25 protein-coding genes and 2 pseudogenes are annotated in these 26,577 nt (G+C 42.3%); 13 read left to right on the forward strand and 14 right to left on the reverse strand.

What is annotated here, in order from left to right:
• Nucleotides 1–146, forward strand: a pseudogene (locus ENH88_RS23210) (alpha/beta hydrolase family protein); the annotation flags it as partial.
• Here the strand turns inward: ENH88_RS23210 and ENH88_RS10095 are convergent.
• Nucleotides 100–1,155: a hypothetical protein gene (locus ENH88_RS10095; protein WP_304182137.1), complete on the reverse strand. Its 1,056-nt coding sequence runs from the start codon at nucleotides 1,153–1,155 to the stop codon at nucleotides 100–102. The pseudogene ENH88_RS23210 and the gene ENH88_RS10095 sit on opposite strands and share 47 nt — an antisense overlap.
• A gap of 191 nt (nucleotides 1,156–1,346) precedes the next feature.
• Here ENH88_RS10095 and ENH88_RS10100 point away from each other — a divergent pair, with 191 nt between their 5' ends.
• On the forward strand, nucleotides 1,347–1,937 hold the full coding sequence (locus ENH88_RS10100) for an ABC transporter ATP-binding protein (RefSeq protein WP_304182138.1): 591 nt from the start codon (nucleotides 1,347–1,349) through the stop codon (nucleotides 1,935–1,937).
• Entirely contained in the window at nucleotides 1,934–3,049 is a 1,116-nt protein-coding gene (locus ENH88_RS10105) for a DUF6136 family protein (protein ID WP_304182139.1), read from the forward strand. The genes ENH88_RS10100 and ENH88_RS10105 overlap by 4 nt, the downstream gene beginning before the upstream one ends.
• 4 nt (nucleotides 3,050–3,053) lie before the next feature.
• On the opposite strand, the gene fadE is transcribed toward ENH88_RS10105, so the two are convergent.
• The gene (gene fadE / locus ENH88_RS10110; protein ID WP_304182140.1) at nucleotides 3,054–5,510 is read right to left on the reverse strand and encodes an acyl-CoA dehydrogenase FadE; all 2,457 of its coding nucleotides are present in this window, start codon (nucleotides 5,508–5,510) and stop codon (nucleotides 3,054–3,056) included.
• 307 nt (nucleotides 5,511–5,817) lie between these two features.
• Here fadE and ENH88_RS10115 point away from each other — a divergent pair, with 307 nt between their 5' ends.
• Nucleotides 5,818–6,582: a class II glutamine amidotransferase gene (locus ENH88_RS10115; protein WP_304182141.1), complete on the forward strand. Its 765-nt coding sequence runs from the start codon at nucleotides 5,818–5,820 to the stop codon at nucleotides 6,580–6,582.
• A 99-nt stretch (nucleotides 6,583–6,681) separates the two neighbouring features.
• On the opposite strand, the gene ENH88_RS10120 is transcribed toward ENH88_RS10115, so the two are convergent.
• The 5 genes from ENH88_RS10120 to cmoA form a co-directional block, all read right to left on the reverse strand.
• Nucleotides 6,682–7,377 carry a DUF3108 domain-containing protein gene (locus ENH88_RS10120; protein WP_304182177.1) on the reverse strand — a complete coding sequence of 232 codons (696 nt, stop codon included), beginning with the start codon at nucleotides 7,375–7,377 and terminating at the stop codon, nucleotides 6,682–6,684.
• Nucleotides 7,378–7,432: 55 nt separating this feature from the next.
• Nucleotides 7,433–8,080, reverse strand: coding sequence for a phosphoribosylglycinamide formyltransferase (gene purN, locus ENH88_RS10125; RefSeq protein WP_304182142.1), 648 nt, complete (start codon nucleotides 8,078–8,080; stop codon nucleotides 7,433–7,435).
• Nucleotides 8,080–9,132, reverse strand: coding sequence for a phosphoribosylformylglycinamidine cyclo-ligase (gene purM, locus ENH88_RS10130; RefSeq protein ID WP_145242360.1), 1,053 nt, complete (start codon nucleotides 9,130–9,132; stop codon nucleotides 8,080–8,082). The genes purN and purM overlap by 1 nt, the downstream gene beginning before the upstream one ends.
• 228 nt (nucleotides 9,133–9,360) lie before the next feature.
• Nucleotides 9,361–10,329, reverse strand: coding sequence for a tRNA 5-methoxyuridine(34)/uridine 5-oxyacetic acid(34) synthase CmoB (gene cmoB, locus ENH88_RS10135; protein WP_304182143.1), 969 nt, complete (start codon nucleotides 10,327–10,329; stop codon nucleotides 9,361–9,363).
• Nucleotides 10,330–10,344: 15 nt separating this feature from the next.
• Complete coding sequence (cmoA, locus tag ENH88_RS10140; RefSeq protein ID WP_304182144.1) at nucleotides 10,345–11,070, reverse strand: carboxy-S-adenosyl-L-methionine synthase CmoA; 726 nt, start codon at nucleotides 11,068–11,070, stop codon at nucleotides 10,345–10,347.
• Nucleotides 11,071–11,186: 116 nt separating this feature from the next.
• Here cmoA and ENH88_RS10145 point away from each other — a divergent pair, with 116 nt between their 5' ends.
• On the forward strand, nucleotides 11,187–11,876 hold the full coding sequence (locus ENH88_RS10145) for a DUF3334 family protein (protein ID WP_304182145.1): 690 nt from the start codon (nucleotides 11,187–11,189) through the stop codon (nucleotides 11,874–11,876).
• Between the two features lie 122 nt (nucleotides 11,877–11,998).
• On the opposite strand, the gene ENH88_RS10150 is transcribed toward ENH88_RS10145, so the two are convergent.
• A complete protein-coding gene (locus tag ENH88_RS10150; protein ID WP_304182146.1) occupies nucleotides 11,999–13,255 on the reverse strand; it encodes an adenylosuccinate synthase in 1,257 nt (418 codons plus the stop codon).
• 122 nt (nucleotides 13,256–13,377) lie between these two features.
• Between ENH88_RS10150 and ENH88_RS10155 the strand changes: the two genes are divergently transcribed.
• Together ENH88_RS10155 and ENH88_RS10160 are read left to right on the forward strand one after the other, a co-directional pair.
• On the forward strand, nucleotides 13,378–14,268 hold the full coding sequence (locus ENH88_RS10155) for a LysR family transcriptional regulator (RefSeq protein WP_304182147.1): 891 nt from the start codon (nucleotides 13,378–13,380) through the stop codon (nucleotides 14,266–14,268).
• 135 nt (nucleotides 14,269–14,403) lie between these two features.
• A complete protein-coding gene (locus tag ENH88_RS10160) occupies nucleotides 14,404–15,417 on the forward strand; it encodes a DUF5924 family protein (RefSeq protein ID WP_304182148.1) in 1,014 nt (337 codons plus the stop codon).
• A gap of 57 nt (nucleotides 15,418–15,474) precedes the next feature.
• Here the strand turns inward: ENH88_RS10160 and ENH88_RS10165 are convergent, their stop codons facing one another.
• The gene (locus ENH88_RS10165; protein WP_304182149.1) at nucleotides 15,475–15,975 is read right to left on the reverse strand and encodes a M48 family metallopeptidase; all 501 of its coding nucleotides are present in this window, start codon (nucleotides 15,973–15,975) and stop codon (nucleotides 15,475–15,477) included.
• A 37-nt stretch (nucleotides 15,976–16,012) separates the two neighbouring features.
• Nucleotides 16,013–16,861, reverse strand: a complete 849-nt coding sequence (locus ENH88_RS10170) for a DUF72 domain-containing protein (RefSeq protein WP_304182150.1) — start codon at nucleotides 16,859–16,861, stop codon at nucleotides 16,013–16,015.
• Nucleotides 16,862–17,145: 284 nt separating this feature from the next.
• On the opposite strand from ENH88_RS10170, the gene aspS reads away from it, so the two are divergent.
• The 3 genes and pseudogenes from aspS to ENH88_RS10185 all read left to right on the forward strand — a co-directional run bounded on the left by aspS (nucleotide 17,146) and on the right by ENH88_RS10185 (nucleotide 19,845).
• Entirely contained in the window at nucleotides 17,146–18,924 is a 1,779-nt protein-coding gene (gene aspS, locus ENH88_RS10175; RefSeq protein ID WP_304182151.1) for an aspartate--tRNA ligase, read from the forward strand.
• 114 nt (nucleotides 18,925–19,038) lie between these two features.
• Nucleotides 19,039–19,262, forward strand: a pseudogene (locus tag ENH88_RS10180) (hypothetical protein).
• The gene (locus ENH88_RS10185; protein WP_304182152.1) at nucleotides 19,255–19,845 is read left to right on the forward strand and encodes a pentapeptide repeat-containing protein; all 591 of its coding nucleotides are present in this window, start codon (nucleotides 19,255–19,257) and stop codon (nucleotides 19,843–19,845) included. Before ENH88_RS10180 ends, ENH88_RS10185 begins: the two are co-directional and overlap by 8 nt.
• 35 nt (nucleotides 19,846–19,880) lie before the next feature.
• Here the strand turns inward: ENH88_RS10185 and ENH88_RS10190 are convergent, their stop codons facing one another.
• Nucleotides 19,881–20,204: a hypothetical protein gene (locus tag ENH88_RS10190; protein WP_304182153.1), complete on the reverse strand. Its 324-nt coding sequence runs from the start codon at nucleotides 20,202–20,204 to the stop codon at nucleotides 19,881–19,883.
• A gap of 175 nt (nucleotides 20,205–20,379) precedes the next feature.
• On the opposite strand from ENH88_RS10190, the gene ENH88_RS10195 reads away from it, so the two are divergent.
• Nucleotides 20,380–21,117 (forward strand): alpha/beta hydrolase, encoded by a 738-nt coding sequence (locus ENH88_RS10195; protein WP_304182154.1) that lies wholly within the window; start codon nucleotides 20,380–20,382, stop codon nucleotides 21,115–21,117.
• A gap of 31 nt (nucleotides 21,118–21,148) precedes the next feature.
• On the opposite strand, the gene ENH88_RS10200 is transcribed toward ENH88_RS10195, so the two are convergent.
• A complete protein-coding gene (locus ENH88_RS10200; RefSeq protein WP_304182155.1) occupies nucleotides 21,149–22,351 on the reverse strand; it encodes a bifunctional alpha/beta hydrolase/OsmC family protein in 1,203 nt (400 codons plus the stop codon).
• A 241-nt stretch (nucleotides 22,352–22,592) separates the two neighbouring features.
• Between ENH88_RS10200 and ENH88_RS10205 the strand changes: the two genes are divergently transcribed.
• Both ENH88_RS10205 and ENH88_RS10210 read left to right on the forward strand, forming a co-directional pair.
• Nucleotides 22,593–23,432: an isopenicillin N synthase family dioxygenase gene (locus ENH88_RS10205; RefSeq protein ID WP_304182156.1), complete on the forward strand. Its 840-nt coding sequence runs from the start codon at nucleotides 22,593–22,595 to the stop codon at nucleotides 23,430–23,432.
• A gap of 200 nt (nucleotides 23,433–23,632) precedes the next feature.
• Nucleotides 23,633–25,027: a DEAD/DEAH box helicase gene (locus ENH88_RS10210; RefSeq protein ID WP_304182157.1), complete on the forward strand. Its 1,395-nt coding sequence runs from the start codon at nucleotides 23,633–23,635 to the stop codon at nucleotides 25,025–25,027.
• Between the two features lie 73 nt (nucleotides 25,028–25,100).
• Here the strand turns inward: ENH88_RS10210 and ENH88_RS10215 are convergent, their stop codons facing one another.
• Nucleotides 25,101–25,847: a DUF3307 domain-containing protein gene (locus ENH88_RS10215; RefSeq protein ID WP_304182158.1), complete on the reverse strand. Its 747-nt coding sequence runs from the start codon at nucleotides 25,845–25,847 to the stop codon at nucleotides 25,101–25,103.
• Nucleotides 25,847–26,473 carry a hypothetical protein gene (locus tag ENH88_RS10220; protein ID WP_304182159.1) on the reverse strand — a complete coding sequence of 209 codons (627 nt, stop codon included), beginning with the start codon at nucleotides 26,471–26,473 and terminating at the stop codon, nucleotides 25,847–25,849. Before ENH88_RS10220 ends, ENH88_RS10215 begins: the two co-directional genes overlap by 1 nt.
• Between the last annotated feature and the right edge of the window lie 104 nt (nucleotides 26,474–26,577).

Here is a 26,577-nt window from a genome sequence, read left to right on the forward strand (position 1 = left end):
CGCTTATTTGGGTGCATGGCGGCCCAGGTGGGCAAAGTCGCACCGGTTACAGCGCGATGCAACAACATTTAGTCAATCATGGTTATGCTATTTTTGCGGTTAATAACCGTGGCAGTTCCGGCTATGGTAAAACCTTTTTTCATTTGCAGAAAAGTTAACCCCACGTAAGTTACCTGCGGGTAACTGAGGCATTGCAATCTCTTTACCTGTTTGTGTGTCTATTACTGTTACTTTGGTGTTGGCATCGGCATTGACGCCACTGACTTGATAACGGCCCGATTTAGAAAAATAAATAAAACTGACATCCCAGTCATCTTTTAATGCAGGGCTGTGTTCGCCTGAGGCTAAGTCATAGCGCCACACTTGTGAAAACTCGCCTTTAGCGTCTGTAGAGTAATATAAAGATTTGCTATCGGCTGAGAAGGTTTCAGGGCCGTATTGAGCAGGAGTATCGTGTTTAGAAATTAATTGTGGCTTGAGGGTCTTTTTATAAGTATCAAGAATAAAGGTATCGCTGTCTTTATTGGTGTTATTTTTAGATAGCGCAATATAACGACCATCAGGGCTGATCGCACCGACATCTAAACCTAGGGTGTTTTGATAAACAGGGGTAATTTTATAGGTTTTACTATCAACGCGGTATAAGTCCATAAATTTAGCATCGCGCTGGTTACTGGTAATAAAAAACTGGCTGCCATCTTGTGTAAATCCTGCAAAGCGTGCGCGAGTTTCATCGCCTGGAGTTAAGTCTTTGGTTGTGCCGTCAAGCTCTCGCACGTAAACGTGAAAGCGCTCATTACCACCTGAATCTTTGGTAAATAGTACCCGTTCATCATGGGGAAAATAACGCACAGGGTAGGTGCTGTCTGCAAAATTGGTTAAACGGGTTTTATCGCCGGTGGTTGCATCTACTTCATACAAGCTGTAAATACCACTTTCATCAGAGCTTACCAGTACTTTATCGCCACTCGGTGAAAAGCTACTGCCCATAATTGCGGTGGTATCAAAGAAAGTTTTTGCATTGTAGGTGTTAACTTGCTGAGTTTGCTGCGATTGTACTGTGGCGACGGCTGTCGTTGAGGTTGATTGGCTACAACCGCTCAAGGCAATACTGATTGCACAGGCGAGTGCGGCAAATTTCAATCTGTTGTTCATAGTCGATTCCTTGGTTTATTGTTATCTAATCATATTTTTACCGATTTTAGTGTTGCCCGAACCCTATTTAAACGCAAGTTTTTGGCTGATTTTAACTGCAACAAAGTGTTACAAAGCCTATCTCGTCAAAAATACCGCTCGCGTTATAATGCTCACTTATATAAAAGGCTCTCTCATATAAAAGGAAAGTGATGATTGAAGTTAGTGGTTTACATAAGCAATTTGCCCAAAACATTCTCTATAAAGATTACCGCATCAGCTTTACAGTACCGAGAGTATGTATTGAAGCGCCAAACGGCCAAGGTAAAACTACGCTACTAATGATACTTGCTGGACTTGAGCAACCACAAAGTGGGCAAATATTATTTGCAGGCAAGGTGCTGCCTGAACCTTATAAACAGGTGGCTATTGCCAGTGATCGTATCGCGCTGCCTGAATTTTTAACCGCGCAACAAATTATCAAGTTAACGGTTAGTAGTTTAGGTTGCGCTTGGCCGACAGCGCTTATCAGCGGCTTTAATTTTACAGCGTTTTTAGACACTCGTTTTGATGCGTTGTCCTCGGGTAATCAAAAAAAGTGTCAGTTAATTTTAGCTTTAATGCGCGGTGCGCCGTATTTATTACTCGATGAACCCAGTGCAGCGCTTGATCAAGCTAGCATTAAATATTTACTTGGTTTGCTTGATGATTACTTAGCTGATAAAGCGCATGGGCAAATCATTATCACTTGCCATGAACCGGCGCCGTTTATTGAACATGGCTTTGAGTGTATGGCGTTATGAGCAAGTTAGCTATTAAGCTGGTGATGGCACAATATCGCGCATTTATGGAGTATCGTTATCAGGCCTATAAAATTGAGCTGACACAATTACTACTGCAACTAAAAAACTTTGGTTTATTATTCTTAGTGGTACTTGGCTCTGCCATGCTTGGTATGATTTTGCTATTATTTTTAGGACTGGGCAAAATTATCGACAGCAGTGATGCGCCGCAATATGGTGCCCAAATGGCGTGGCTGTATCTATTACTGCAAAGCGTGATGCTCAGTGCGATGAAATCAGCCATTAAAAATAGTCAGCAACGGCTCTTCCAACGTACGATTGTAAGGTCAAACTGGCTTAAGTTAATGGATATAAAACTATTACTTTTAAGCAATGGCTGGTTGCTAGCAAGTGCAGTTATTGCACTGGATTTAACCTTATCACAATGGCTAAGAGCACCGCATTTTGTGCTGTTTATGTTACTGCAGTTTGGCTTAGGCGTGCTGTGTTTGTACAAGCCAAGAGCGTTAATATATGGCTTAGTATTCACTGCTATTTTAGTCTTGTTACCAATTAATATAGCGCCGTTAGCTTATCACTGTGGCTTTATTATATTATTTGCGCTGAGCATGTTGTTGCCAGCATTTTCGCTGAGCGACCGATTATCGGTCAATTCATTGTTTACTTTTTGGCTAAGCTTTTTTATTCAACATAGCTGGGTATTAGTATGGCGAGTAGCATTATTGTTGTGTGTGTTTATGGCAATCACTACGTTACTGCATGAGCGTGCTGATTTAGCGGCTATATTTAGCGTGATAGCCACCGCTTTTATGGTGTTGTTTACCAGCTCACTGCAATTTGATTGTGGCAAGCTACATGATAAGTACCAGCTATTTTTTCAAGCAAATAACCAATCGCGGCTGTTTTTTATTAGCCAATTTGTGCCAAGTTGCCTATTCCTTTTGATAACCTTGATCAGCTATCTGTTGTTTGTCGCTCAAATAGAGTGGTTATTGCTAAGCCTGAGTGTTGGCTGGTGTGGATTACAATTATATATAGCACAAAAAAAACCAGCGCATTATGCGCTGGTTTGGATGATCACAACAGGTGGGCTGTTGGCTGCGTTAATGTAATACGTTAAGCAGCATCCGCCTTTTTCGCCGTGTTATTACGTGCGGCTTTGCCTGCGAGTAGATCTGCAGGGTCAAAGTCGTCAACGTTAATCACAGCTAAACGGGCTTTTTCAACTTCAGCTAGTTTATCTGCTTCGGCTTGCGTTAAAATACCTGCTTCAAGGCCCATTTGCGCGACTTTATCAAGCTGGAAGAAAGGCAGTTTCACGCCTTTTTCACGACATACCTTATCAAACAATGGCTCAACGGCTAGCACGTCTTTAAGCGTTTGCTCTTGGCGACCCACTAAGTTAAGCGGCTCATTTTTCAAGTATACATAGCTTGCTAAACGATTACGGGTTTCACTCGGTACTTGTAAAATTTGCGCTAGTTTATGTTCAAGTTTGTCAGTCGGTTTACGCACCGGACGGCCAAATGGGAACAACATGAGCTTAAGTGCGGCACGTAGCGGCGCTGATGGCATATTGTTAATTAAATCAGCCAGTGCACGTTGGCAATGGTAAAGATGATCTTGGCAGCTCCATTGTACCAGTGCTAAATCTTCTTTTTTACGGCCTTCGTCGTTATAACGTTTCAGTGTTGCAGATACTAAATAAAGGTAACTTAGTAAATCACCTAAACGGGCTGAAATACGTTCTTTACGTTTTAATGAACCACCAAATACCGCCATGCTGATGTCAGACATCAATGCAAGTGATGCACTAAAGCGCGCAGCGGTGCGGTAAAACTCGGCTGTTTCATCTTTAAATGGCGTACTTGCAAAGCGAGCACCGGTAAAGCTCATCCACTTAGTACGCACTAAGTTTGAGATAGTAAAGCCAATGTGACCCATTAAGGCTTTGTCGAATACTGCCAGCGCTTCTTCACGATCTTCAATATCGCAGGCACCTAATTCAGTGAGTACGAATGGATGACAGCGAATGGCACCTTGACCATAAATAATCATATTACGGGTCAAGATGTTGGCGCCTTCAACGGTAATGGCAATCGGCGCACCTTGATAGCCACGACCTAAGTAGTTATTTGGCCCAAGCATGATGCCTTTACCACCGTGAATATCCATCGCATGGATAGTTGAATCACGCATTTGCTCAGTTAAGTGATATTTAATAATCGCCGATACCACCGACGGTTTTTCACCTAAATCAACCGCACCGGTAGACATGCTTACCGCTGCATCTGAGCTGTAGGCGTAACCTGCAAGTTTTGCAAGTGACTCTTCGATCCCTTCCATTTGACCAATTGGTAAACGGAACTGACGACGAATACGGCTATATGAACCACTGGCAAGGGCGATGGTTTTAATACCACCTACAGAGTTTGATGGTAGCGTGATTGCACGGCCAACTGATAAACACTCAACCAGCATGCGCCAGCCTTGGCCTGCCATTTCAGGGCCACCAATAATGTAATCAAGTGGTACGAAAATATCTTTACCGCGAGTCGGGCCATTTTGGAACGGCACATTCAACGGGAAGTGACGACGACCAATCTCAATCCCTGGCATATCCGTTGGGATCAACGCACAGGTAATACCAAGCTCTTTGGTGTCACCTAGTAAGCCGTCTGGATCTTGCATTTTAAAGGCAAGGCCAAGTACAGTTGCTACAGGTGCAAGGGTGATGTAACGCTTGTTCCACGTAAGGCTAAGACCAACGACTTCTTCACCTTCCCACATACCTTTACAAACAACCCCGTAATCAGGAATGGCGCTGGCATCAGAGCCTGCTTCTGGTGAGGTTAACGCAAAACAGGGGATCTCTTGGCCACTGGCAAGACGTGGTAGGTAATGATCTTTTTGTTCTTTAGTACCATAGTGTTGCAGTAATTCTCCTGGACCTAATGAGTTAGGAACGCCGACAATTGATGAAAGCAGGGTTGATTTACTGGTTAACTTTTGTAGTACACACGATTGTGCAAAGGCAGAAAATTGCAGGCCGCCATATTCTTTTTTAATGATCATGGCAAAGAATTTATTATCTTTTAGATATTGCCAAACATCTTGCGGTAAATCAGTTAGTTCATGGGTTGCTTCCCAATCGTCTAACATACTACATACCACTTCAACTGGACCATCGATAAAGGCTTGCTCTTCGATCGTTAGTTTTGGCATAGGGTATTGATGTAGCTTATTCCAATCAGGGCGACCACAGAATAAATCGGCTTCCCACCAGGTTGTACCGGCATCAATCGCTGATTTTTCAGTGTCAGACATGGTTGGCGTTACTTTTTTAAACGCGGCAAAAATAGGTTTAATGATGTATTGCTGGCGAATACCAGTAACAGATAACGGCACTGCGATGAGCAAAAAGATCAACCAGCTGATAGCGCCAAAAGCACCTGCAAAGGTACCAATAACTAGTGTTGCGATGGAAACGCCTAGGGCAGTATTCCAGCTCGCTCTGTGGTAACTCGCGATGCTAAGCAACACGATTAAACCAAGTACAAATATGAGTGTCATGTATTCAATCCTTAATAGAGGTCAGACCACCTTTGGTTAGAGTAGCGCTAGAGCGAATAATTATCAAGTAGCTTAGTGAAAATATCAGAGACTACAATTTACACGCTGTATACCTCAGCATACTGCTAAAGCAGCAATTAGTCTGTATGGTTTTTAAGAAAACAATAAGCCATGCATTTAAGTTTTTCTTGCTTGCCTTGCCGCAGCTTATGTTTAACAATGCAGCTAAGGCCTGCGTTACGGGTTTACTCTTTTTAAAAAGCAGTATTTTAAAAGTATAAGAATAGTTTAAAGGTTAATTTATTTTATGTGTGAGTTGCTTGGCATGTCGGCGAATGTGCCTACGGATATTTGTTTTAGCTTTTCAGGGCTGTTAGAGCGCGGTGGTAACACAGGCCCGCATAAAGATGGCTGGGGCATTACTTTTTATGAAGGCAAGGGCTGTCGTACTTTTAAAGATCCTGAGCCTAGCTGCCAATCTGAGATTGCTAAGTTAGTTAAGGCGTATCCCATTAAAAGTGTTTCGGTGATAAGCCATATTCGCCAAGGTAACCGGGGTCGTGTCTGTCTTGAAAATACGCATCCGTTTACCCGTGAGTTGTGGGGCAGGGAGCTGACTTACGCACACAATGGCCAGCTTTCTAATTATCATGATTTAAAGCCGGAATACTATCGGCCAGTGGGTAATACCGACAGTGAACTGGCGTTTTGTTGGTTACTCGATCAAATTCGTGAAAAATACCCGAAACGTCCAGCTAATATGGCGTCAGTGTTTCGTTATGCGGCAAAGCTTGCACACACGTTACGTGAAAAAGGGGTATTTAATATGCTGCTGACTGATGGCGTGTATGTGTTAGCGTATTGTACTAATAACTTGCATTGGATCACGCGCCGTGCGCCGTTTGGTAAAGCGACCTTGATTGATGCGGATATGGTGGTGGATTTTCAACAAGAAACCACGCCAAATGATGTGGTAACTGTGATCGCCACTCGGCCATTGACCAACGATGAGCGCTGGCAAAAAATGGCGCCCGGTGAATTTGCACTGTTTAAAATGGGTGAGTTAATTTAGCCGTCAGTTTTAAAGTTTGGATTAGTTATAAGTCATAAGGTGAAAAGCCCAAGTTATGATTGTCATACTTGAGCCTTTCATCTTGAATCTTATGCCAATTTACTCTGGGGCTATTTCGCTGTTCACAGCGTTAGGTAACGCAACAGGGCTGGTTACTGTGAATGACTTAAGTTGTACTTCAAATTGTTCCATGCCTTTTTCGCCTTTCCACATTCTCACTAACATGTAGTCCATTTCAGGGGCGAACCACGCAAGCGCTTGACGCTTGTCGTTATCGTAAAGACGTTTAACTTTTACCGCTTCAATATTACCAATAGGTAATGAGATCATCTCTTTGCCAACCACTTCAAAATTGTAGTCGCGGCAGTTGCCTTTTTTATCCACCAGTGGGTAGGAAAAGCTGGTTTTACCCATCTTTAGCTCTTCACGTACTTGTACTTGGTATGAAATTGAATCTTGAAATTGATCACTCCACTGACATTCGAGTGGGTATTTACTCTCGCTACTACTAATTTGCTTTTTAGTGCCATCAAATTGCAGTGTATATTCTTTATCAGGGCCAGTGCCTGTGCGGATCATACTGTAGCTGACAGGCGTTACTTTTTCGTCAGTGTAGGTAAAGTTTGATGTTTCTTTGCGTGAGTCTGAGAAGATCATCCACTCAATATCACTGTGATAGCTAACTTGATAGCTGTTATCAGCTAGTTTTTTTAATGTGCGTACACCTTGACCATGATTTTCGCCTTTGCGCAAAATATCATAGTTGGCTTCAAATTGAGTGAGTTCACCAGCCATTAAACCAGTAGGAAGTAATAAAGTGCCTGCACAAAATAGCAAGGCACTTTGTTTTTTATTCTGGGTAGTGCGCACCGTGTGCAGGAAGTTGTTTTTTGTCAAGAACTGCATAATCTGCTTCCATAGTAAGTCGTTGTTCACTGAACCACTTGACCACCAAAGGATAGATTATATGCTCTTGCGCGTGCACGCGTTGTGCAAGTGTATCGGCAGTATCCTCTGCCAGCACAGGAACTTTGGCTTGAAGAATTACCGGACCACCGTCTAATTCTTCAGTAACAAAGTGTACACTTACGCCATGAACGTCGTCTTTTGCATCAATTGCTCTTTGGTGGGTATTCAGCCCCTGGTACTTAGGCAACAAAGAAGGATGAATGTTCAACATTTTTCCTTTAAATTTTTGCACTAAGCTAGGAGTAAGAATACGCATAAACCCAGCTAATACAACTAGATTTGGTGCAAAAGAATCAATAACGTGCATTAACTCTGCATCGTAGGCTTCGCGCGAGTCAAAATCTTTATGGCTAAGCACTGCTGTTGCAATGCCCGCTTGTTTTGCTCGCTCAAGGCCATAAGCGTCTGCTTTATTGCTAATGACAGCCGCTATGTTTGCGTTGATCTCGCCGTTATTACAGGCATCAATGATGGCTTGTAAATTTGAGCCACTACCTGAAATTAAGACTACTAGACGAGCAGGGACCATTAATCACGGCCGCCTAGGATTTCTACTTGCTCTTCGCCCGCTTTAGCATCATGAATTTCACCAAGGTGCCATGCGTTTTCGCCAAGCTCTTTTAAGATGCTTAAGCTTTGCTCAAGTTTGTCAGCAGGGACTACTAATACCATACCCACACCACAGTTAAATGTGCGGTACATTTCGTGGGTGGTGATGTTACCGTTTTCTTGTAACCAGTTAAAAATACCAGGCCACTGCCAGCTATCACCTTTTACAACTGCTTTTGCAGATTCAGGTAATACGCGTGGGATGTTTTCCCAAAAGCCGCCACCGGTGATGTGCGAAAGAGCATGCACGTCAACTTGCTTGAATAGCTCAAGTAATGGTTTAACGTAAATGCGTGTTGGTTCAAGCAGTGTCTCGCCTAATGTTTTGCCTTCAAATTCAGCGCTTGTATCAGCATTTGATACTTCAAGTACTTTACGAATTAAAGAAAAACCATTTGAATGCGGGCCGCTAGATGCAAGCGCGATTAGTTGGTCACCAGCAGCTACTTTTGTGCCGTCGATGATATTGGCTTTCTCAACTACGCCAGTACAAAAACCAGCCATGTCGTAATCTTCGCCTTCGTACATACCTGGCATTTCAGCAGTTTCACCGCCAATTAATGCACAGCCTGAGATCTCACAGCCTTTACCAATGCCTGTTACTACGTCTGCGGCAGTATCAACATCAAGTTTGCCCGTTGCATAGTAATCTAGGAAAAATAATGGCTCAGCACCTTGAACGATAAGGTCATTCACACACATTGCAACTAAATCGATACCTACCGTATCGTGTTTTTTAAGGTCAATAGCTAAACGAAGCTTAGTACCAACACCATCAGTGCCTGCAACTAAAACTGGTTGCTTATAACCAGCTGGGATTTCGCAAAGTGCGCCAAAGCCACCAATTCCGCCCATAACTTCAGGACGACGGGTTTTTTTAACTACGCCTTTAATACGCTCAACAAGTGCGTTACCGGCATCGATATCTACGCCCGCGTCTTTATAACTTAGAGACTGTTTTTGTTCGCTCACAGGATTTCCTCAAAAAAGTTGCATGGTTTTGCATGTGTATGCTTAGAAACGCGCGTATTTTACAACAATTGCAAGGGCGCGGCTAGTTCAAATATGAGTTTACTATTATTGACAAGGACACTTGTCCGTATAATGAGATAAAGGCGCTAGGGAATAGGTTATAGGTGACTGTTTTAGCGTCGATGATTGCCTCGACGCTAAAGTGCAGTGGTTTAAAATTTATAGAGCCTAAGCCTTTGCCGTTAATATAGCGCGAAGTGGTGCAGGGTAGCCTTCAATCGTTTTACTGGTATCGTCTGGATCTAAAAAGTCGATCAGGGACTCGTTTTCCATCCAATCTGATTTACGTTGCTCTGCAAGTGTGGTGATAGCGCAGTCTTTCACTTGTACATCTTTAAAACCAACACGCTCCATCCAGAGTTTCAGTGCTGCCGTGCTGGGAATAAACCACACGTTACGCATCTTCGCATAGCGGTCAGTGGGCACGAATACGGTGTTTTCGTCGCCTTCAATGACTAAGGTTTCAAGCACGAGCTCACCCCCTGGGCGAAGCTGCGCTTTCAATTGCGCTAAAAAGTCGATGGGCGAGCGACGATGATAAAGTACCCCCATCGAAAACACCGTATCAAAGGCTTTTAATTCAGGCAGCGCTTCAACGCCTAGCGGCAATAAATGTACGTTTTCGTCTGGGTTAAAGTGTTTAATGGCTTGAAATTGACATAAAAATAAATCAGACGGATCAATACCAACCACAAACTCAGCACCTTCACCGCGCATCCGCCATAAGTGATAACCTGAGCCACAGCCGATGTCTAACACCGTGCGGCCTTTAAGTGGTTCAATATGCGGTAATAATCTGTCCCATTTCCAATCACTGCGCCACTCGGTATCAATCTCAATACCGTGCACACTAAACGGGCCTTTACGCCAAGGCATCATGCGTTTTAATAAATGAATGGTTTGCTTTTGCTCGCCTTCAGTCATTTCACCAGGGGCACCAATTTCAACTTTGTCGATAATATTGACGTGTTTGGTCGCCACTTCAGGTAAGTTTTTTAACACTTTCTGCCATTTCGGTAAATCACCGTGGCTGGCCTCATTTTGCCAGTGTTTTAATTGGCTAGGCAACGTTTCCAGCCAGTGACTCAGTGGGCTTTGTGCGATAGCGGCGTAAAATTGGTTAAACCATAAAGACATTGAATATTTCCTAAATTACTTAATTGCTACCAGCGAGCAAAAGTTAAAACACTGATACCATACTTGGGTTTGGCTAAAGCCAATATCAGTAAGGCGCTTAAGGTGAGTGTTTAATGTATCTGGGCGCATGACATTTTCAATTGCGGTACGTTTTTGGCTAATTTCTAATTCTGAATAGCCGTTATGACGTTTAAAATCATGGTGTAAATCAATCAGCAAATTGTCGCATTGCTCGTTTTCACCTTTGACTTTTTCACTCAATAGCAGTACACCGCCGGGTTTTAAATTGGCGTATATTTTTTCAAGTACCGCTAGGCGTTGCGCAGGTGGAATAAACTGTAGCGTAAAGTTCATCGCTACCACTGAGGCATTTTCGATATTTAGCTCGTTAATATCCCCAAGGGTCACAGTAACAGGTACTTCTGAGCGAAAACCCTGTAAATGTAACTTACAGCGTTCAACCATGGCCTGTGAGTTATCAACGGCAATAATATGGCAATTATCAGTGCGAATATTACGGCGCATACTCAAAGTGACGGCACCCAGCGAGCAGCCTAAATCATACAGATTTGAGTTACTTTGCGCGTATTCACCGGCCAATTTACCCATAGTACTGACTATGGTGGCGTAACCCGGCACTGAGCGCTGGATCATATCAGGGAAAACTTCTACTACATGTTGGTCAAAGCTAAAGTCTTTAACCGCTTGCTCAGTGGCATAAATGCTGTCTTTTATGTTCACACAAACAGTCTCTTGAAAAATAATAGGGCTATTTTAGCATTTTATGCTGGATAGTCAGTGATAATTTCAGTAGCTTGGCTAGAATAATGAATAACAAGTATAAAAAGAGACATTTAATGACTAAAAGTAAAGTAATTAGTACTGATGATATATTGGCAACCCTGTGCCATTCTGTAACGGGCGTTTTGTCGTCGGCCAGCGGTAACAGCATTAGCTATTCAGCCATGGTGCAAAAGATTACCCGCACCTGTATGCGACCAGATATTGGCTGTTTTGTATTATTTGATGGTGGTTTTACGGGGCTGGTTATCACTAACTTTACTTCGCAAGCAGCAATGGAAATTTATCACGATTATATGCGCAGCATGGGGATGCCTGAAGACGAGATTGCGCATAGTCACCTGTCGGATGACGTGTCAAATGTATTGGGTGAGCTGATGAACCAAATCGTTGGTGATTTCACTTCAAAAGTGCGCGAGCAATTACACACTTCAATCACCCAAAATCAGCCAAAAATGATGGCGATTAACAAGCAAGTGCAAATTTCGGTTGATACCACTATGGATAGACCACAAGCACGGCGCGTGACATTTACCACCAGTAAACAAAATATCTTTTATTTAGAATTAGCGATGGATAAAACTGAGTTTATTAAGCTACATGACTTTGATATTGTCGAAGCGATAGACCCAGATGACATCATCGAAAACGAAGCGAAACATAAAGCTGAAAAACAAAAAGCTGCTGATGATGCTGCTAAAGCAAGTGATTTAGATGACGACTTTATGGCAGAGCTCGGACTTTAAATAACTATCCGTAGCTGAGTCAATCGTAAATTAAAACTGTATATTGGGTTTCGTGATGAAACCCAATAGCTTAGATTCAATTTAATGTTCGACAATAATCGTATGCACTCTCAACCTATCGACTAGCGGATAATCATTTGTTCGCGTTCAGGCCCTACAGACACCATACTCACCGGCACGCCCATTAACACTTCAATACGTTCAACATAGTACTGCGCCGCGGCTGGTAGGCTGTCGAAGGTACGACAACCGGTAATATCTTCATCCCACGCTGGCATGCTTTCATAGATTGGCGTTAAAGCTGCTGTTTGTGGCCAAATAGGGTTTTCGCTGTGATCGCCTGCATAACCAACACAGATTTTTAAATCTTTCATGCCAGATAGGCAATCAATTTTAGTTAATGCAATTTCAGTGGCAGCTTGTAATTCAACTCCGTTACGGGTGGCAACTGCGTCAAAATAACCCATATCACGTGGCCGGCCAGTGACTGCACCATATTCGTTCGCGCTTTCGCGAAAGTTGTCTTGCTCTGCCATGGCGGTAACCAGTGTGCCCGTACCAACAGATGAACTAAACGATTTTGCCACCGCGATAACACGCTCAGGGCGCAAAGCTGGTAATCCGCTGCCAATCCCTGCATAAGCGGCGGTTACGTTTGAAGAGGTAGTATAAGGGTATTCGCCATAGACTAAATCGCGGCCTGCGCCTAATTGTGCTTCAAACAATAAGTTGGCATCTTGCTGTTGCAGGGCTTTTAAAGGCTCAGTGACATTACAGATAAATTCACGCCACGGCGCGGTGACCTCTAATAGCCACTCAGTCATTTGTTCAGCCGTTTGGGAAAAATCACAGCTAGGATAAAGTGCTTTTAATTGTGGCATTTTCCAATCCAGCATAAATTGAATACGCGCTAATAAAACGTCGGGTTGATTTAACCAGCCAACTAAAATGCCTTTTTTCATTACTCGGTCACCGTACGCAGGGGCAATTCCTTGGCGGGTAGAGCCGTAAGCGGCATCGCCTAAGCGTATTTCTTCGAGGGTATCTTCAAGGGCGTGTAATGGTAAGCACAGCGTTGCACGATCAGAAATACAGAGTTTTACAGCAACGCCTGCTGCGTTAACTTCGGCGATTTCTTCGCTTAATGCGGCTGGGCTAATCACCATGCCGGGGCCAAGTACGGCAATACAATCTGGATTAAAAATACCGCTTGGTAATTGGTGTAGTTTAAACGTACCAAAGTCATTTACAACGGTATGTCCGGCGTTGTTACCACCTTGAAAGCGAATGCTCGCAGATGCGTTCTCAGCTAGAAAATCGACGATGCGGCCTTTGCCTTCATCACCCCAGTTTGCACCTACAACAACAATTGACGGCATAATTTACTCTCCAAATTGATTGAATGAATATGGTATGCCCACTATCTAAATAAGAGAAATTAATTATAATTATTATCTTGATAAGAATTTCATATCGATTTTACATAATTAAGGTCATCAAGATGTTAGATATTCAGTGGTTAAAAACCTTCGTCACATTAGCTGAATTAAAGCACTTTGGTAAAACAGCTAATGCGCTGCATATGACACAGCCCAATGTTAGTTTGCATATTAAACAGTTAGAAAAAATGACGCGGGTAAAATTGATTGAACGTAATCCCTTTAGCCTCACTCAGGCTGGGTTACGGCTATTGCAGTCAGGCCAAAAAACCTTATGGGAATTACAGGTCTGCCAATCTGACTTAAATGCGATTAATGACCTTCGCCAAGGCACACTGACAATTGCCGCCAGTGATATTATTTCTCGTTTATTGTTGATTGAACCGTTTCAGCTATTTAAGCGCCAGTTTCCAGGCATTGATTTTACTTTGCTCAATACAACGTCTTCACAAGCATCGGCGTTGGTTAAAAGTGCGGAGGCGGATCTTGGTTTTGTGATTGCTCAAAAAGAAAGTGAACCACTGCATTTTACCCAATTACAGCAAATAAAATGGTGTGCGCTGGGTAATCATTTACAGCTATGGCAACAAGCTAAAAATAACAACACTATAACGCTGACTGAGCCACCAACCTTAATTTTGCTCGGCCATGATACGCGAACCCGAGAGTTACTCGATAGCGCATTGCCGTCTTTAAATTTACCAAATTATCGGGTAATGGAAGTGGGCAGTGTGGATGCACAAATTGATTGGGCCGAAGCGGGCTTTGGTGTTGCCATCGTGCCGGAGTTTTCCCTGCGCAGTAAAGCAAATTTAACCACCACAGTGACCGCATTACCACAATTTCCAACTACCAGCTTAGGGTATATTGTGCGGCAAAATCAGGTGCCCTCAAAAGCAATTAAACAATTGCTGCATTGGGTGAGTGAAGAGATCTTCCGTAATCACCAATAAAATCTAAGTGGCAGCTAATTGTTTATTAGTTAATTTTCACAACAAAAAGTGTAAAGCTCTCATGCCTATATTAAGATGCTGCGCTGGTGGCTTTTAAGCTGCAATTATACAGACTTATACGGATCCTCTTTTTGAATGAGCTATTTTAAGAATTTAATCACAAAATTTATAATGATGATGCAACAGCGGCCTGGTTTATTGGCGGTATTTGCGTTTTGTAGCGGTGTAGCAAGTTATGTGTTGGTTGAGCGTAAAGAGTCATTCTCGCAAATTATAGCCATACTGCTGTTGGTTAGTTGGGGGTGGTTGATTGTTGATAACTGGCTGCGGGATAAAGTAGAGCAGCGCTTTGGCGTGACTGTCTCTCCTAATTTTATGCGTTTTGCGCTGCAAATGGTGCAACAAGAAAGCCTGTTTTTTGCTTTGCCTTTTTTTCTTGCAGTCACTTCATGGAACCATCCACAAGCTATTTTTACCTCATTAATTATTCTCTGCGCGTTTATCTCGGTTGTCGATCCGCTTTACTATAAAAAATTAGCGAAGCACAGCGTGCTCTTTACGGTGTTTCATAACTTTGCGCTATTTGTCGTTCTGTCGGTAATTTTACCTATTTTATTTAATCTCACTACTAGCCAAAGTGTAAAGATTGCATTGATCACCGCGATTATCTTTACCATACCGAGTTTAGGTAAGTTAATGCCCAACGCCAGATGGTGGCGTTTCCCTTTCTTGGTTTTACTGCTTTGTGTTTTAAGTGCCGGTTTATGGCAATTACGTAGTTGGGTGCCACCTGCGGCGCTGCGTTTAACCGACATTACCTTATCGCATCAGGTTGATATCGAGCAGCGCAAGCCGGTTGGCAGTATCAAGCATTTAGATGCTAATTCATTACATCAGCAAGGTTTGTATAGTTGGACCGCGGTTAAAGCCCCCAGAGGATTAAATGAAAAAGTATTCCATGTTTGGCTACATAACAATAACGTGGTTGATCGCATTGCATTAAACATTAGTGGCGGGCGAGAGCAAGGCTACAGAGCTTGGACGCATAAAGTGAACTTTCCAGCAAACCCTGTTGGTAAATGGCAAGTACAGGTTGTAACTGAGTCAGGGCAACTGATAGGTTTAACTAAATTTACGGTCACTCTATAGCATAGCCTGTTAGTGAAACCAATGTCGCGTGGCATGTTCAGTTGTGAGTAATAACATTTATTTTAAATAAGGGTTGTTGCCCTGCGTGACCAACACACAAAATATCCGTAAATCGAGTTCGAGCTGATGATACTGTGGTTCCATATGACAACACAGTTGATAAAAGCTTTTGTTATGGTCTTTTTCTTTAAAGTGGGCGAGTTCGTGTACCACTAGAGCTTTTAATAATTGCTCGGGGGCGCACAGTAAATCACTGTTAATGGCCAAATCGTGTTTGCGGGTTTTCCCTTGCATACGATAGGTGTGCGTACCGAGTGCATTAGTCACCATATCACCTTGCTTTTTAAATGCGGCGCGGCCAAACGGCGGGGCGTTTTTTAAATAACGTTTTTTAAGCTCAGTGGCGTATGCGTACAACGACTTGTCACTGGTAATGGTGTGGGCATATGGGTATTTTTTAGTTAAATACGCGCCGTGTTTATCATTTTCAATTAACTGGGTTACTTGGTTTACGATTTGCTCTGGGTAGCCAGTAAAATAGCGTTTAAAATCACTCATTCAATACTTCTTTTTTGTCGTTAATTTCTATTCTAAGTCAAAACAAACTGGCTTGGCTGGCTTCTTTCTCACCAGCAAAGGGGTTTAACACTGGGTGGTCATAACCTAAATCTTGGCAAAACTCCCGCGCTAATAATGGTGCTTGGCGGTTATCGGCGGTATGAAAAAATACATACGGGTGTTTGCCTTCAGCAAGCCATTGTTTTACTTTTTTCAGCCACGGTTGGTAATAGCGTTTATAGTCATGATCTAAATCGGCAATCACAAAGCGCGCCATGGGTTGATTGCCAGTTGCAATGGCATGTACAGGTAAATGCGGCTTTTTTTGCTGGGCATCAAGCAGTGCCGCTGTGTTAGGTGTCACTGCAAACAGGGCGCGGGTATCCATGGCAATACGGTTAATATTGTTTGCAATTAATAGCTGATTTAATGCAATTTCCGCTGCCCCTTTGTTAAAAAATTCAGGGTGGCGAACTTCAACGCCGTAGTTTAAACCCGTCGGGAGCTTGGCAATAAACTGCGCTAACAACGGCAGTTGTTTAGGGCTAAAACTACTCGGTAGCTGCAACATGATCTGCCCAACATGAAACAATATTGGCTCGAATAAATTAAACCATGCAGTGAGTTCGGCATCGATATGAGTAAGCTTTAATTCATGGCTAAAGCGTCGATGGAATTTAAAAGTAAATTTAAAGTCATTGCCGACAGCATCACGCCAGCGATTTAATGATTCAACACTAGGATCGGCATAAAAGCTGGTATTGCCTTCGACTGAATTAAACACCTGTGCGTATTCGTGCAACATATCGGCATTTTTACAGTGACTTGATAATAAATTGCCTTTCCACGCGGTACTTGACCACTGCGGACACCCTAAATACAACATAAACCGACTAACTGATTGTGTGTTTTAGCAAGTATATCAAACCTGTAAACTCAAAGCATAGAGCCCGTTATGAAACTGGTTCTTTTTAGTCGCATAAATACAGGTTACAGCAAAAGATAAAATGCAGCGTTTCATATAAGTTTAATTCCAACGATACTCGCATCTTGAAGTAACTTGGGTATAATACCCAGCCTAAAATGATTTATAAATAGTGGCTTATTCTCCCTCAAAAACAGCAATTCTTAGGGGAAGCGGCTATTCGTCTTTACACTGACAGGAATACTATGCGCTCTATATACTGCGGACAGCTAAATAAAACTCACGTAGATCAAGAAGTTGAACTATGTGGTTGGATCAATAAACGACGTGACCTAGGTGGACTAATTTTTGTCGATTTACGCGATAGAGAAGGTTTAGTACAAGTTGTATTCGATCCTGAAGTTGAAGGCTTAATGGATACAGCGAATAAATTGCGCCAAGAATTCTGTGTACAACTTAAAGGTGTTGTACGTGCTCGCCCAGATAGCCAAGTAAATAAAGACATGGCGACCGGTGAAGTTGAAATCTTAGGCACCAGCTTAACTATTATCAACCGTTCAGAGCCATTACCACTTGATTTTAACCAAGTGAACTCTGAAGAGCGTCGTTTAAAATATCGTTACTTAGACCTTCGTCGTTTAGAGATGAGCGACCGTATTAAATTACGTGCTAAAGCCAGCAGCTTTGTGCGTCGCTTTTTAGATGAAAACGGTTTCTTAGATATCGAAACCCCAGTACTCACCAAAGCAACACCTGAAGGTGCGCGCGATTACTTAGTACCAAGCCGTGTACATAAAGGCAGTTTTTACGCGTTACCGCAGTCTCCACAGTTGTTTAAACAATTGTTGATGATGTCGGGTTTTGATCGTTACTATCAGATCGTTAAATGTTTCCGTGATGAAGATTTACGTGCCGATCGTCAACCAGAATTTACCCAAATCGATTTAGAGACCTCGTTCATGAGCTCTGAGCAAGTACGTGGTATCACTGAGAAAATGATCAAGGATATGTGGCAGTCACTACTCAATGTTGATTTAGGCGATTTCCCTATCATGCCTTACGCAGAGGCAATGAGCCGTTTCGGTTCAGATAAACCTGATTTACGTAACCCAATGGAACTGATTGACGTTGCTGATTTAGTAAAAGACGTTGAGTTTAAAGTCTTCTCTGGCCCTGCAAATGACGAAAAAGGCCGTGTTGCAGTATTAACTGTACCTGGTGGTGCTGCGCTTTCTCGTAAGCAACTAGATGACTACACTAAGTTCATCGGTATTTACGGCGCAAAAGGGCTTGCATGGATGAAAGTAAACGACCGTGCAGCAGGTGTTGAAGGTGTGCAATCACCGATCGCTAAATTCTTAAACGAAGACGTGATCAACGAACTACTTGCGCGTACTAATGCACAAACTGGCGATATCATTTTATTCGGTGCTGATAAACGCAATACAGTGAATGAGGCAATGGGCGCACTTCGCCTTAAGATTGGTGTTGATTTAGAGATCACTAATCTTAACAGCTGGGCACCACTTTGGGTTGTTGACTTCCCAATGTTTGAAGAAGATGACGAAGGCACATTACACGCCGTGCATCATCCATTTACTGCACCAAAAGAAATTAGCGCAAGCGAGCTTGAAGCAAACCCAGCAGCGGCTATTTCTGATGCCTATGACATGGTATTAAACGGCTACGAAGTTGGTGGTGGTTCGGTACGTATTCACAATGCTGATATGCAAGAAGCGGCATTTAGAATATTAGGGATTGATGCGCAAGAGCAGCAAGATAAATTTGGTTTCTTACTTGATGCACTTAAGTACGGCACGCCACCGCATGCAGGACTCGCATTTGGTTTAGATCGCTTAGTAATGTTACTTTGCGGCACAGATAATATCCGTGACGTGATTGCTTTCCCTAAAACAACTCAAGCGTCGTGTTTATTAACCAATGCGCCAAGTAAAGCCAATGCAGATTCGCTGACAGAGCTTGCTATTAGTGTTGTTGAAAAAGCTGAAAAATCAGCAGAATAAGTGATTAATTAGTACTTAATCTTGCAATTGATTGAAAACCCTTAAGTGTAGGCTTAAGGGTTTTTTTATGATGTAATCAAAATCGTTTAATAAAAAATATATTAAGGATAGTAAATGAATATCAGTGCGACTTTGTTTGGTGAGTTTTTGGCTTTGGTATTTTATGCATCCCATTATTTACGTGGATAAGTTATCGCCTTGGTAAAAGAAAAACAACAACACCGGTTATCGTTGCTGTAATTGGCGGGCTATTAGCGATTATTCTTATTTTTGGATTGATCTATATCGCAGTTCTTGCTTTGAAAAACGATTTAGAGGTTAAGCATTCGAGTGTTTAAAGAGTTAGACTATTACGACCAGCAATTTTCAAAATGTGTTGCTAGCACGCAGCATTTTAGTGATATTGAATTTGAACAGTGCCAGTTTATTGAATGTGATTTTAGCCACAGTCAATTTAGTAATTGTCGTTTTATTGAGTGCGAATTTATTAACTGTAATTTAAGCGATTTAAATTGGGGCTATAGTTCGTTAGAAGAAGTCAGCTTTGTTGATTGTAAGCTCACCAGTATCCAATGGGCGCAGGTAAATTGGCCGCAACTGGCGTTAACTGCGCCGCTGAGTTTTAAAGATTGCCAACTCAGTCATAGCTCGTTTTATGAATTAGCATTAAAAGGGCTAACTATGGTTGATTGTTTTGCCAAAGATGTTGATTTTAGACACGCTAATTTAGCCGCGAGTGACTTTAGCGGTACTGACTTTCGGGATAGTTTATTTCAGCAGACTAATTTGAGTCGCGCGAATTTTGTGGGGGCGACGCAGTTTAATATTGATATTAAAAATAACCATGTGAGTGGTGCCAAGTTTGAGCGATTCGAAGCGCTAAACTTATTAACCGGACTTGATATAGAGCTGGTGGATTAAAAGCTGTGAATTACACAGCTTTTAATAGGGGGCAATTAACAGCTTGGGCCGTTTTTATTACGAGCGCTGGCAAGTGCGCGGGCAATCTCAAGTAGTGCAGGGTTAATATCATCAGCGCCATCTTTAATTAGTTTTGATACATCACCCGATGAATATAGGCTATCACGTGGTGATTTAATGCCTAATTCACGCACAAAATCTTTGGTTTTCCCTGTGCTGCCCGTTTCAATAAACTTAAAAATGATACGTTCGTTATTGCTTTTCGGCTCTGTTTCTAGCGTTTCGATTTCATCTTTATACGCTGCAATTCTGCTTTGTAAAATATCGATACGTTCTTCGATGCTGTTGTATGATTTCATGGATAGGTTCTTTTCTAAATAGACGTTAGGACAATGCGACTATTATCGCATAAATCCACAATAATTATTTCTTTCTTTAAAACTCTTCTGCTTTTTTAGTACCCCATTATATTGTAATTAGTATTGGTAGTCTTAAAATAACGGCAATTCAAATAAAAAATAAGTTTAGTAAATAATGCTGAGAACTTCTAAGTATTTGGTGATCCTCCTTTCTTTTTTGTTTAGTGTAAACAGCTACGCAAACAGCGAAGTGATTGTTGATAAAGCGCGTGATCGCGTCATCCCGATCAGTGTTTCATTCCCTACACCGAACGCTCATTGTAGCCAACAAATAAAATGCCCAGTGGCGTTTATTAATGCTGGGTATGGCATTGCGCACACTGACTATCAGTTTGCGGCAGATGTTTTTACAGCAAAAGGCTATTTAACGATTGCCGTAGCTCATGAATTAAAAAGCGATCCTGCGCTCAATCTTACACCGCCTTATATGGCTACCCGTATAGAGAACTGGCATCGTGGTGTAGTGACCCTCAAATTCTTAGTTGAGCAATTATCCGCTAAATATCCGGCATACGATTTTAGCCAACTTACTTTATTTGGTCATTCAAATGGTGGTGATATATCTGCACTCTACGCGGCGATTTACCCAAAGCAAGTGAGCCAAATTATCACGCTTGATCATCGCCGCATGTTGCTACCTCGTAATAAAAACATTCGGGTTTTAACGCTACGCGGCAGTGATTATCCTGCGGATAATCAGGTATTACTCAATGAAGATGAATTAGCACAGTATCCTGTTACGCAAATTACCGTCGAAAAATCCCGTCATAACGATATGTATGATGGCGGGCCAAAGTGGTTAGTTGCAAGGATGGCTAAAGAAATCGATGCATTTTTAAATAATAAAATATAACGCGTAAACAATGTTACGCGTTTGAGAGTTATTATTTTACCAATTCACTGACGATTAATGGATCATTATGCAGGGTTCTATGCACGGGGCATTTGTCGGCAATTTCTAATAGGCGCTGGCGCTGAGCGTCACTTAAATCGCCTACTAAGGTGATTTTACGGGTAATGGCTTCAAGCTTGCTTGTTTGCTCGCAGTTATCACAATCAGCGTGGTAGTCACGGCTGTGATCCAGCTCTACCTTTACGTGTTCAAGTGGCAAGTTTTTACGGCTTGCATACATACGTAAAGTCATCGCGGTGCATGCGCCAAGTCCTGCCAGTAAATGATGATACGGATCTGGGCCTAAATTACTGCCGCCTACTGTTACGGGTTCATCGGCAAGCCAAGTATGATCTTTGGTACTAACATATTGGGTAAAAACATGATCTTTTTCTTCAACTAATACATTGCCGCTGCTGAGTTTGCCACTGTATTGGCTGTTATCAAAATCTACATAACGTTTTGCCCATGATGCTATAACGTCTGCTGCGTAGTCGGCATCGTGTTTATCCGTCAGTAAGTGGTCGGCTTTATCTAAGCTAATAAAACTTTTTGGATGCTTTGCCGCGGCGTAAATTTTTTCAGCTTCGCTAATATTCACAGTGGCGTCAATAGGGGAGTGCATTACTAATAATGCTCGCTTTAATTTGCTGATATGGCTGCGGTCGTATTGGGCAATGTCGTCCACAAACTGCTTTTTGATGGTAAATTCTCGTCCAGCTAAATTAACCTTTGCTTCGCCCTTGCTATTAATTTCATCTAGATGAGCGGCAAAGTTATGGGTTACATGTTGTGCGTCAGAGGGCGCGCCAATAGTGGTAATGGCTTGTACTTCAGCAATATGCTCGGCTGCTGCTAATACCGCTGCACCGCCTAAGCTGTGGCCGATCAGTAATTGTGGTGCTTTAAAGTGCTCTCGTAAATGATCTGCCGCGGCAATTAAATCTTGAATATTAGATGAGAAATTACTGTTAGCAAAGTCGCCATCACTGTTACCCAGCCCAGTAAAATCAAAGCGTAATACCGCAATACCTTGTTGGGTGAGCGCGCGGCTGATCCGACTTGCTGCAGCAATATCTTTACCACAGGTAAAACAATGAGCAAACAAGGCATAAAATTTAATATCACTGGCTGGCGTTTCTAATTGCCCGGCAAGGCTTAGTTCACCACTTTTAAATGTTACTTTTTGTCGCATGTAAATTGCCTTAGTTATTGTGAATAGGGACGCATTAAAGGGTAGACCACATTACGCTGTTTTTACTTTCATTGTTATTAATTAACCGTTGATCTGTGTCAAAGTCAATGCTGTTACTATTTTAGTGCGGACATAAGTCCTTATGTTTTTTAGGCTGGTTTACTATGCTCGCGAAGCGCTATATTGATGCACCTGCTATGCTAAGTAAGTGCTTCTAATAACTTATTCATTGGAAACGAACATGCAATTACCTACCGTTGATTATAAAGCGAGCGATGCGGCCGCTCAGTTTGTTGAGTCTCTTAGAAATACGGGCTTTGGTGTATTAAAAAACCACCCAATTCCACAGTCTCTAGTTGAATCAATTTATAAAAATTGGCAGGATTTTTTTAATTCTGAGCAAAAGCATGAGTTTTTATTCTCTAAAGAAACCCAAGACGGGTATTTTCCGCCATCGGTATCGGAAGTTGCAAAAGGCTTTACGGTAAAAGACATTAAAGAATATTTCCATGTTTATCCTAATGGCCGTGTACCTGCACAGCTCGAAGCCGATATTCGCGAATATTATCGCTTAGCCAATGAGTTTGCTGCCACGCTGTTAAGCTGGGTGCAAGCAGAGGCACCAGCGGATGTACGTGCTAAGTTTTCAATCGATTTAAAAGACATGATCGCGAACTCTGAGCAAACATTATTACGTATATTACATTACCCGCCAATGACCGGTGATGAAGAGCCAGGGGCAATTCGCGCCGCTGCACACGGTGATATTAATTTATTAACGGTACTACCAGCGTCAAACGAGCCTGGTTTACAAGTGCAAAAAACCGACGGCGGTTGGTTAGATGTGCCATGCGATTTTGGTAGTTTAATTATTAATATTGGCGACATGCTGCAAGAAGCGTCAGGTGGTTATTTTCCATCGACTATTCACCGCGTTATTAACCCTACGGGGAAAGCGTCAACTAAGTCACGTATTTCGTTGCCATTATTTTTGCATCCGCGTCCTGATGTGGTGCTTTCCGAGCGTTATACCGCAGATAGCTACTTACAAGAGCGTCTACGCGAGTTAGGTGTTAAGTAACTAGAACATCGGATAATAAATCTTATTTTTATAAAAAACGGCCATTGTGCCGTTTTTTGTTTTTAGCTTTGCCATGCGCTAGTTTTTAACGTTTAAGCGCACGAGAAGGGCTGCAAAGGTTAATATTCAATGCATTATTGGTCACGATCGGTATAATGCGCGCAACTGGTCACTTTGGCCTTATTTAAAAGAGAGTTTATATGAGTTTTGATGGGTTAGGTTTATCACAGTCTTTAGTTAATGCAGTTTTAGAAAAGGGCTATGAAACGCCAACACCAATTCAGGCTCAAGCTATCCCCGCGATCATTGAAGGTCGTGATGTAATGGCTGCAGCACAAACGGGTACGGGTAAAACGGCGGGTTTTACATTACCGCTGATTGAATCTCTATCTAAGGGGCAAAAAGCCAAGGGGAATCAAGTACGCGCGTTAATTTTAACGCCAACACGCGAGCTTGCATTACAAGTGAGCGAAAATGTTGAAGAGTATGCTAAGCACTCTAATATCAGTTCTTTTGTTGTTTACGGCGGCGTTAAAATTAATCCGCAAATGCAGCGCCTTCGTAAGGGCGTGGATATTTTAGTGGCCACGCCTGGGCGTTTGATTGATTTACACAATCAAAATGCATTGAAGTTCGATAACCTTGAAGTGTTGGTGCTTGATGAAGCCGACCGTATGCTTGATATGGGCTTTATTCACGATATTAAACGTATTATCAGTAAATTACCGGCTAAACGTCAAAACTTGATGTTCTCAGCGACGTTCTCTGACGATATTAGAGCGCTTGCAAAAGGACTTATTAACGATCCGGTAGAAATTTCAGTTGCGGCTAAAAACACCACCGCTAAAAGCGTTACCCAATGTGTTTACGCTGTTGATAAAGCGCGTAAAACGGCTTTATTAAGTCACTTAATTCGCAGTAATGATTGGCAACAAGTATTAGTATTTAGCCGTACAAAACATGGCGCAAACCGCTTAGTTAAGCAACTTGAGCGTGATGAGATTGTCGGTGCTGCTATTCATGGTAATAAATCACAAGGTGCGCGTGTTAAAGCGCTTGATGGCTTTAAAAGCGGCGAAGTACGTGTACTTGTGGCAACCGATATCGTTGCCCGTGGTTTGGATATTGTAGAGCTACCCCATGTAGTTAACTATGATTTACCGAATGTGTATGAAGATTATGTGCACCGTATTGGTCGTACTGGCCGTGCCGGTGCTTCGGGTGATGCTATTTCGTTTGTAACGATTGATGATGCGGATGACTTATATGGTATTGAACGCTTTATTGGTGAATTGATCCCACGCGCTCAAGAGCCTGGCTTTGAACCAAGTAATCCAGTGCCAGAAAGAGAGCTTGATGCACGACCAACAAAACCGAAAAAGCCGAAAAAAGTCAAACAGCCGTTTTCTAAGCCTAAGTCGGATAGTAAAAAGCCAAATAGTAATGGCAGTGGTACAGGCCCACGCCGTGGTGGTTCAGGTAAAAAGCCAGATGCTAATAAAGCGGGTGGTGAGCAAACACAAAACCCATGGGCTAAGCGTCAATCTGTTGGTGGCAATTCTCAGCGTCGTCGCCGTCCAAATAATGATGGCTAAAGCAACGCATAATTGATCTGTTGATTGATAAAAAACGCGCCTACCTTGGCGCGTTTTTTATGGGCTTGTAAAGTTACAGTGCTTTGAGATAATTAACCGCCAAGCCAATAAATAAAGTCACGCTGACACTGAGTAAGGTACCGAGCATCACGTATTCAGTCAGCTTTTTATCTTTACTGGCACTTAAATCGCCAAACCGAAACACAGATTTTGCCGCGAGTAAAAAGCCGACTCCTGCAAATTGGTCCAGCAAAATAAATGTTAGCATTAATACTCGCTCAAGCATGCCGATGCTTTGTCCTGCTGCCGGTAAACTCCCGGTAGTACTAAAGCCGGAGGTGATCCGCTCTAACATCATGCGAATAAACACCGCACTTGGACTCAATATCAATAAATACCCACAGAGCACCCATAATGTTGCAGGTTGTATTAACCATTGCCAAGCATGTGTAAAAAATTCACTACTGTCACTCAGCCATATGGCTAATAACAGCAAGACGACTAAATGAGCGAGTTGATCGACAATAAAAGCAACCACCCCTTTATTTGAATACGATTTAGCTAAGTCAATTAAGTAATGAGTGACAACCACAACGCTGGTGGCGATACAGATAGGGGCAATGGTTTGCCAACCAAAACTAAATTCCCACCAGCTGACAATAACAGCAGTGGTTATGCCATGTACTAGCACATGCAAATACAGTTTTTTAGCACGGAAATGACGCGTGTTACGGTTATGGACCCAGCTCATTGGTTGCCAGTAAAAATCAGCTAAAATATGGCCGATAATTAATGCCACGAATAACAACATAAAGCTCATTATATTGCTCCTGATAATGTGTCTGCGATGGTTTTTTCTGCATACTGCAAAAACCGTTCGACTAATTGATAGTGGCCAAGGTTGAGTAATTTAGTGACATTTTCTCGGCTTGTTTGCAATTGTTTGGCAACTTCACTGTGTTGGTTATTCTCGCAGGTTAAGTAGACATAGAGCGCGTTTGCTTGTTTTTGAGTCATTTTGGTCAGCAACACATCAATAAAAGCGAGATTAAGGGCTAACCCTTCGTTGGTAGGCTCGATAATACTGTTAAATATAAAACGTTGACTGTGCATTTCATCAAGGCCGCGGCCCGATAAGGTAAATGCAGATCCTGTGGCTGTTTTAATATCAGCTCTGGCGTTATCTATTTCACCTATGGCGAGGCTTTGGCGAACCTCATAACCTGACGCCTTTAAATGTAAATACAATAACAGTGCGACATTGCAGACCTGCGCAGGTTGATTTACTTGCAGCTGAAATGCATCGCCTCGGTAAATAATCCCTTGATTGTGTTTACCTTCAGTGATCGCTCGTAAACTTTGGTCAAGCTGATAGAGCATTGCATCGTAGTCGTGCTTTGGAATATGTTGTGATTTGATCACATCGCCGCTGATCACCGCAATCATAAATGTCCTAACTTAGTTACATATTAAAATGTAACCAATAATGGTTACATAATGCCATGTAACTAATTTAGGTTACTTATGGAATAAATGCAAGGGCCTGAAAT

This window comes from Pseudoalteromonas prydzensis, assembly GCF_011050055.1.
Taxonomy (GTDB): domain Bacteria; phylum Pseudomonadota; class Gammaproteobacteria; order Enterobacterales; family Alteromonadaceae; genus Pseudoalteromonas; species Pseudoalteromonas prydzensis_A.

What these genes read in the sequence shown, in the direction of transcription:
- ENH88_RS10095 (WP_304182137.1), bottom strand. Translation starts at nt 1,155, where the DNA reads ATGAACAACAGATTGAAATTTGCCGCACTCGCCTGTGCAATCAGTATT.
- ENH88_RS10100 (WP_304182138.1), top strand. Translation starts at nt 1,347, where the DNA reads ATGATTGAAGTTAGTGGTTTACATAAGCAATTTGCCCAAAACATTCTC.
- ENH88_RS10105 (WP_304182139.1), top strand. Translation starts at nt 1,934, where the DNA reads ATGAGCAAGTTAGCTATTAAGCTGGTGATGGCACAATATCGCGCATTT.
- fadE (WP_304182140.1), bottom strand. Translation starts at nt 5,510, where the DNA reads ATGACACTCATATTTGTACTTGGTTTAATCGTGTTGCTTAGCATCGCG.
- ENH88_RS10115 (WP_304182141.1), top strand. Translation starts at nt 5,818, where the DNA reads ATGTGTGAGTTGCTTGGCATGTCGGCGAATGTGCCTACGGATATTTGT.
- ENH88_RS10120 (WP_304182177.1), bottom strand. Translation starts at nt 7,377, where the DNA reads ATGGCTGGTGAACTCACTCAATTTGAAGCCAACTATGATATTTTGCGC.
- purN (WP_304182142.1), bottom strand. Translation starts at nt 8,080, where the DNA reads ATGGTCCCTGCTCGTCTAGTAGTCTTAATTTCAGGTAGTGGCTCAAAT.
- cmoB (WP_304182143.1), bottom strand. Translation starts at nt 10,329, where the DNA reads ATGTCTTTATGGTTTAACCAATTTTACGCCGCTATCGCACAAAGCCCA.
- ENH88_RS10145 (WP_304182145.1), top strand. Translation starts at nt 11,187, where the DNA reads ATGACTAAAAGTAAAGTAATTAGTACTGATGATATATTGGCAACCCTG.
- ENH88_RS10150 (WP_304182146.1), bottom strand. Translation starts at nt 13,255, where the DNA reads ATGCCGTCAATTGTTGTTGTAGGTGCAAACTGGGGTGATGAAGGCAAA.
- ENH88_RS10155 (WP_304182147.1), top strand. Translation starts at nt 13,378, where the DNA reads ATGTTAGATATTCAGTGGTTAAAAACCTTCGTCACATTAGCTGAATTA.
- ENH88_RS10160 (WP_304182148.1), top strand. Translation starts at nt 14,404, where the DNA reads ATGAGCTATTTTAAGAATTTAATCACAAAATTTATAATGATGATGCAA.
- ENH88_RS10165 (WP_304182149.1), bottom strand. Translation starts at nt 15,975, where the DNA reads ATGAGTGATTTTAAACGCTATTTTACTGGCTACCCAGAGCAAATCGTA.
- ENH88_RS10170 (WP_304182150.1), bottom strand. Translation starts at nt 16,861, where the DNA reads ATGTTGTATTTAGGGTGTCCGCAGTGGTCAAGTACCGCGTGGAAAGGC.
- aspS (WP_304182151.1), top strand. Translation starts at nt 17,146, where the DNA reads ATGCGCTCTATATACTGCGGACAGCTAAATAAAACTCACGTAGATCAA.
- ENH88_RS10190 (WP_304182153.1), bottom strand. Translation starts at nt 20,204, where the DNA reads ATGAAATCATACAACAGCATCGAAGAACGTATCGATATTTTACAAAGC.
- ENH88_RS10195 (WP_304182154.1), top strand. Translation starts at nt 20,380, where the DNA reads ATGCTGAGAACTTCTAAGTATTTGGTGATCCTCCTTTCTTTTTTGTTT.
- ENH88_RS10200 (WP_304182155.1), bottom strand. Translation starts at nt 22,351, where the DNA reads ATGCGACAAAAAGTAACATTTAAAAGTGGTGAACTAAGCCTTGCCGGG.
- ENH88_RS10205 (WP_304182156.1), top strand. Translation starts at nt 22,593, where the DNA reads ATGCAATTACCTACCGTTGATTATAAAGCGAGCGATGCGGCCGCTCAG.
- ENH88_RS10210 (WP_304182157.1), top strand. Translation starts at nt 23,633, where the DNA reads ATGAGTTTTGATGGGTTAGGTTTATCACAGTCTTTAGTTAATGCAGTT.
- ENH88_RS10215 (WP_304182158.1), bottom strand. Translation starts at nt 25,847, where the DNA reads ATGAGCTTTATGTTGTTATTCGTGGCATTAATTATCGGCCATATTTTA.
- ENH88_RS10220 (WP_304182159.1), bottom strand. Translation starts at nt 26,473, where the DNA reads ATGATTGCGGTGATCAGCGGCGATGTGATCAAATCACAACATATTCCA.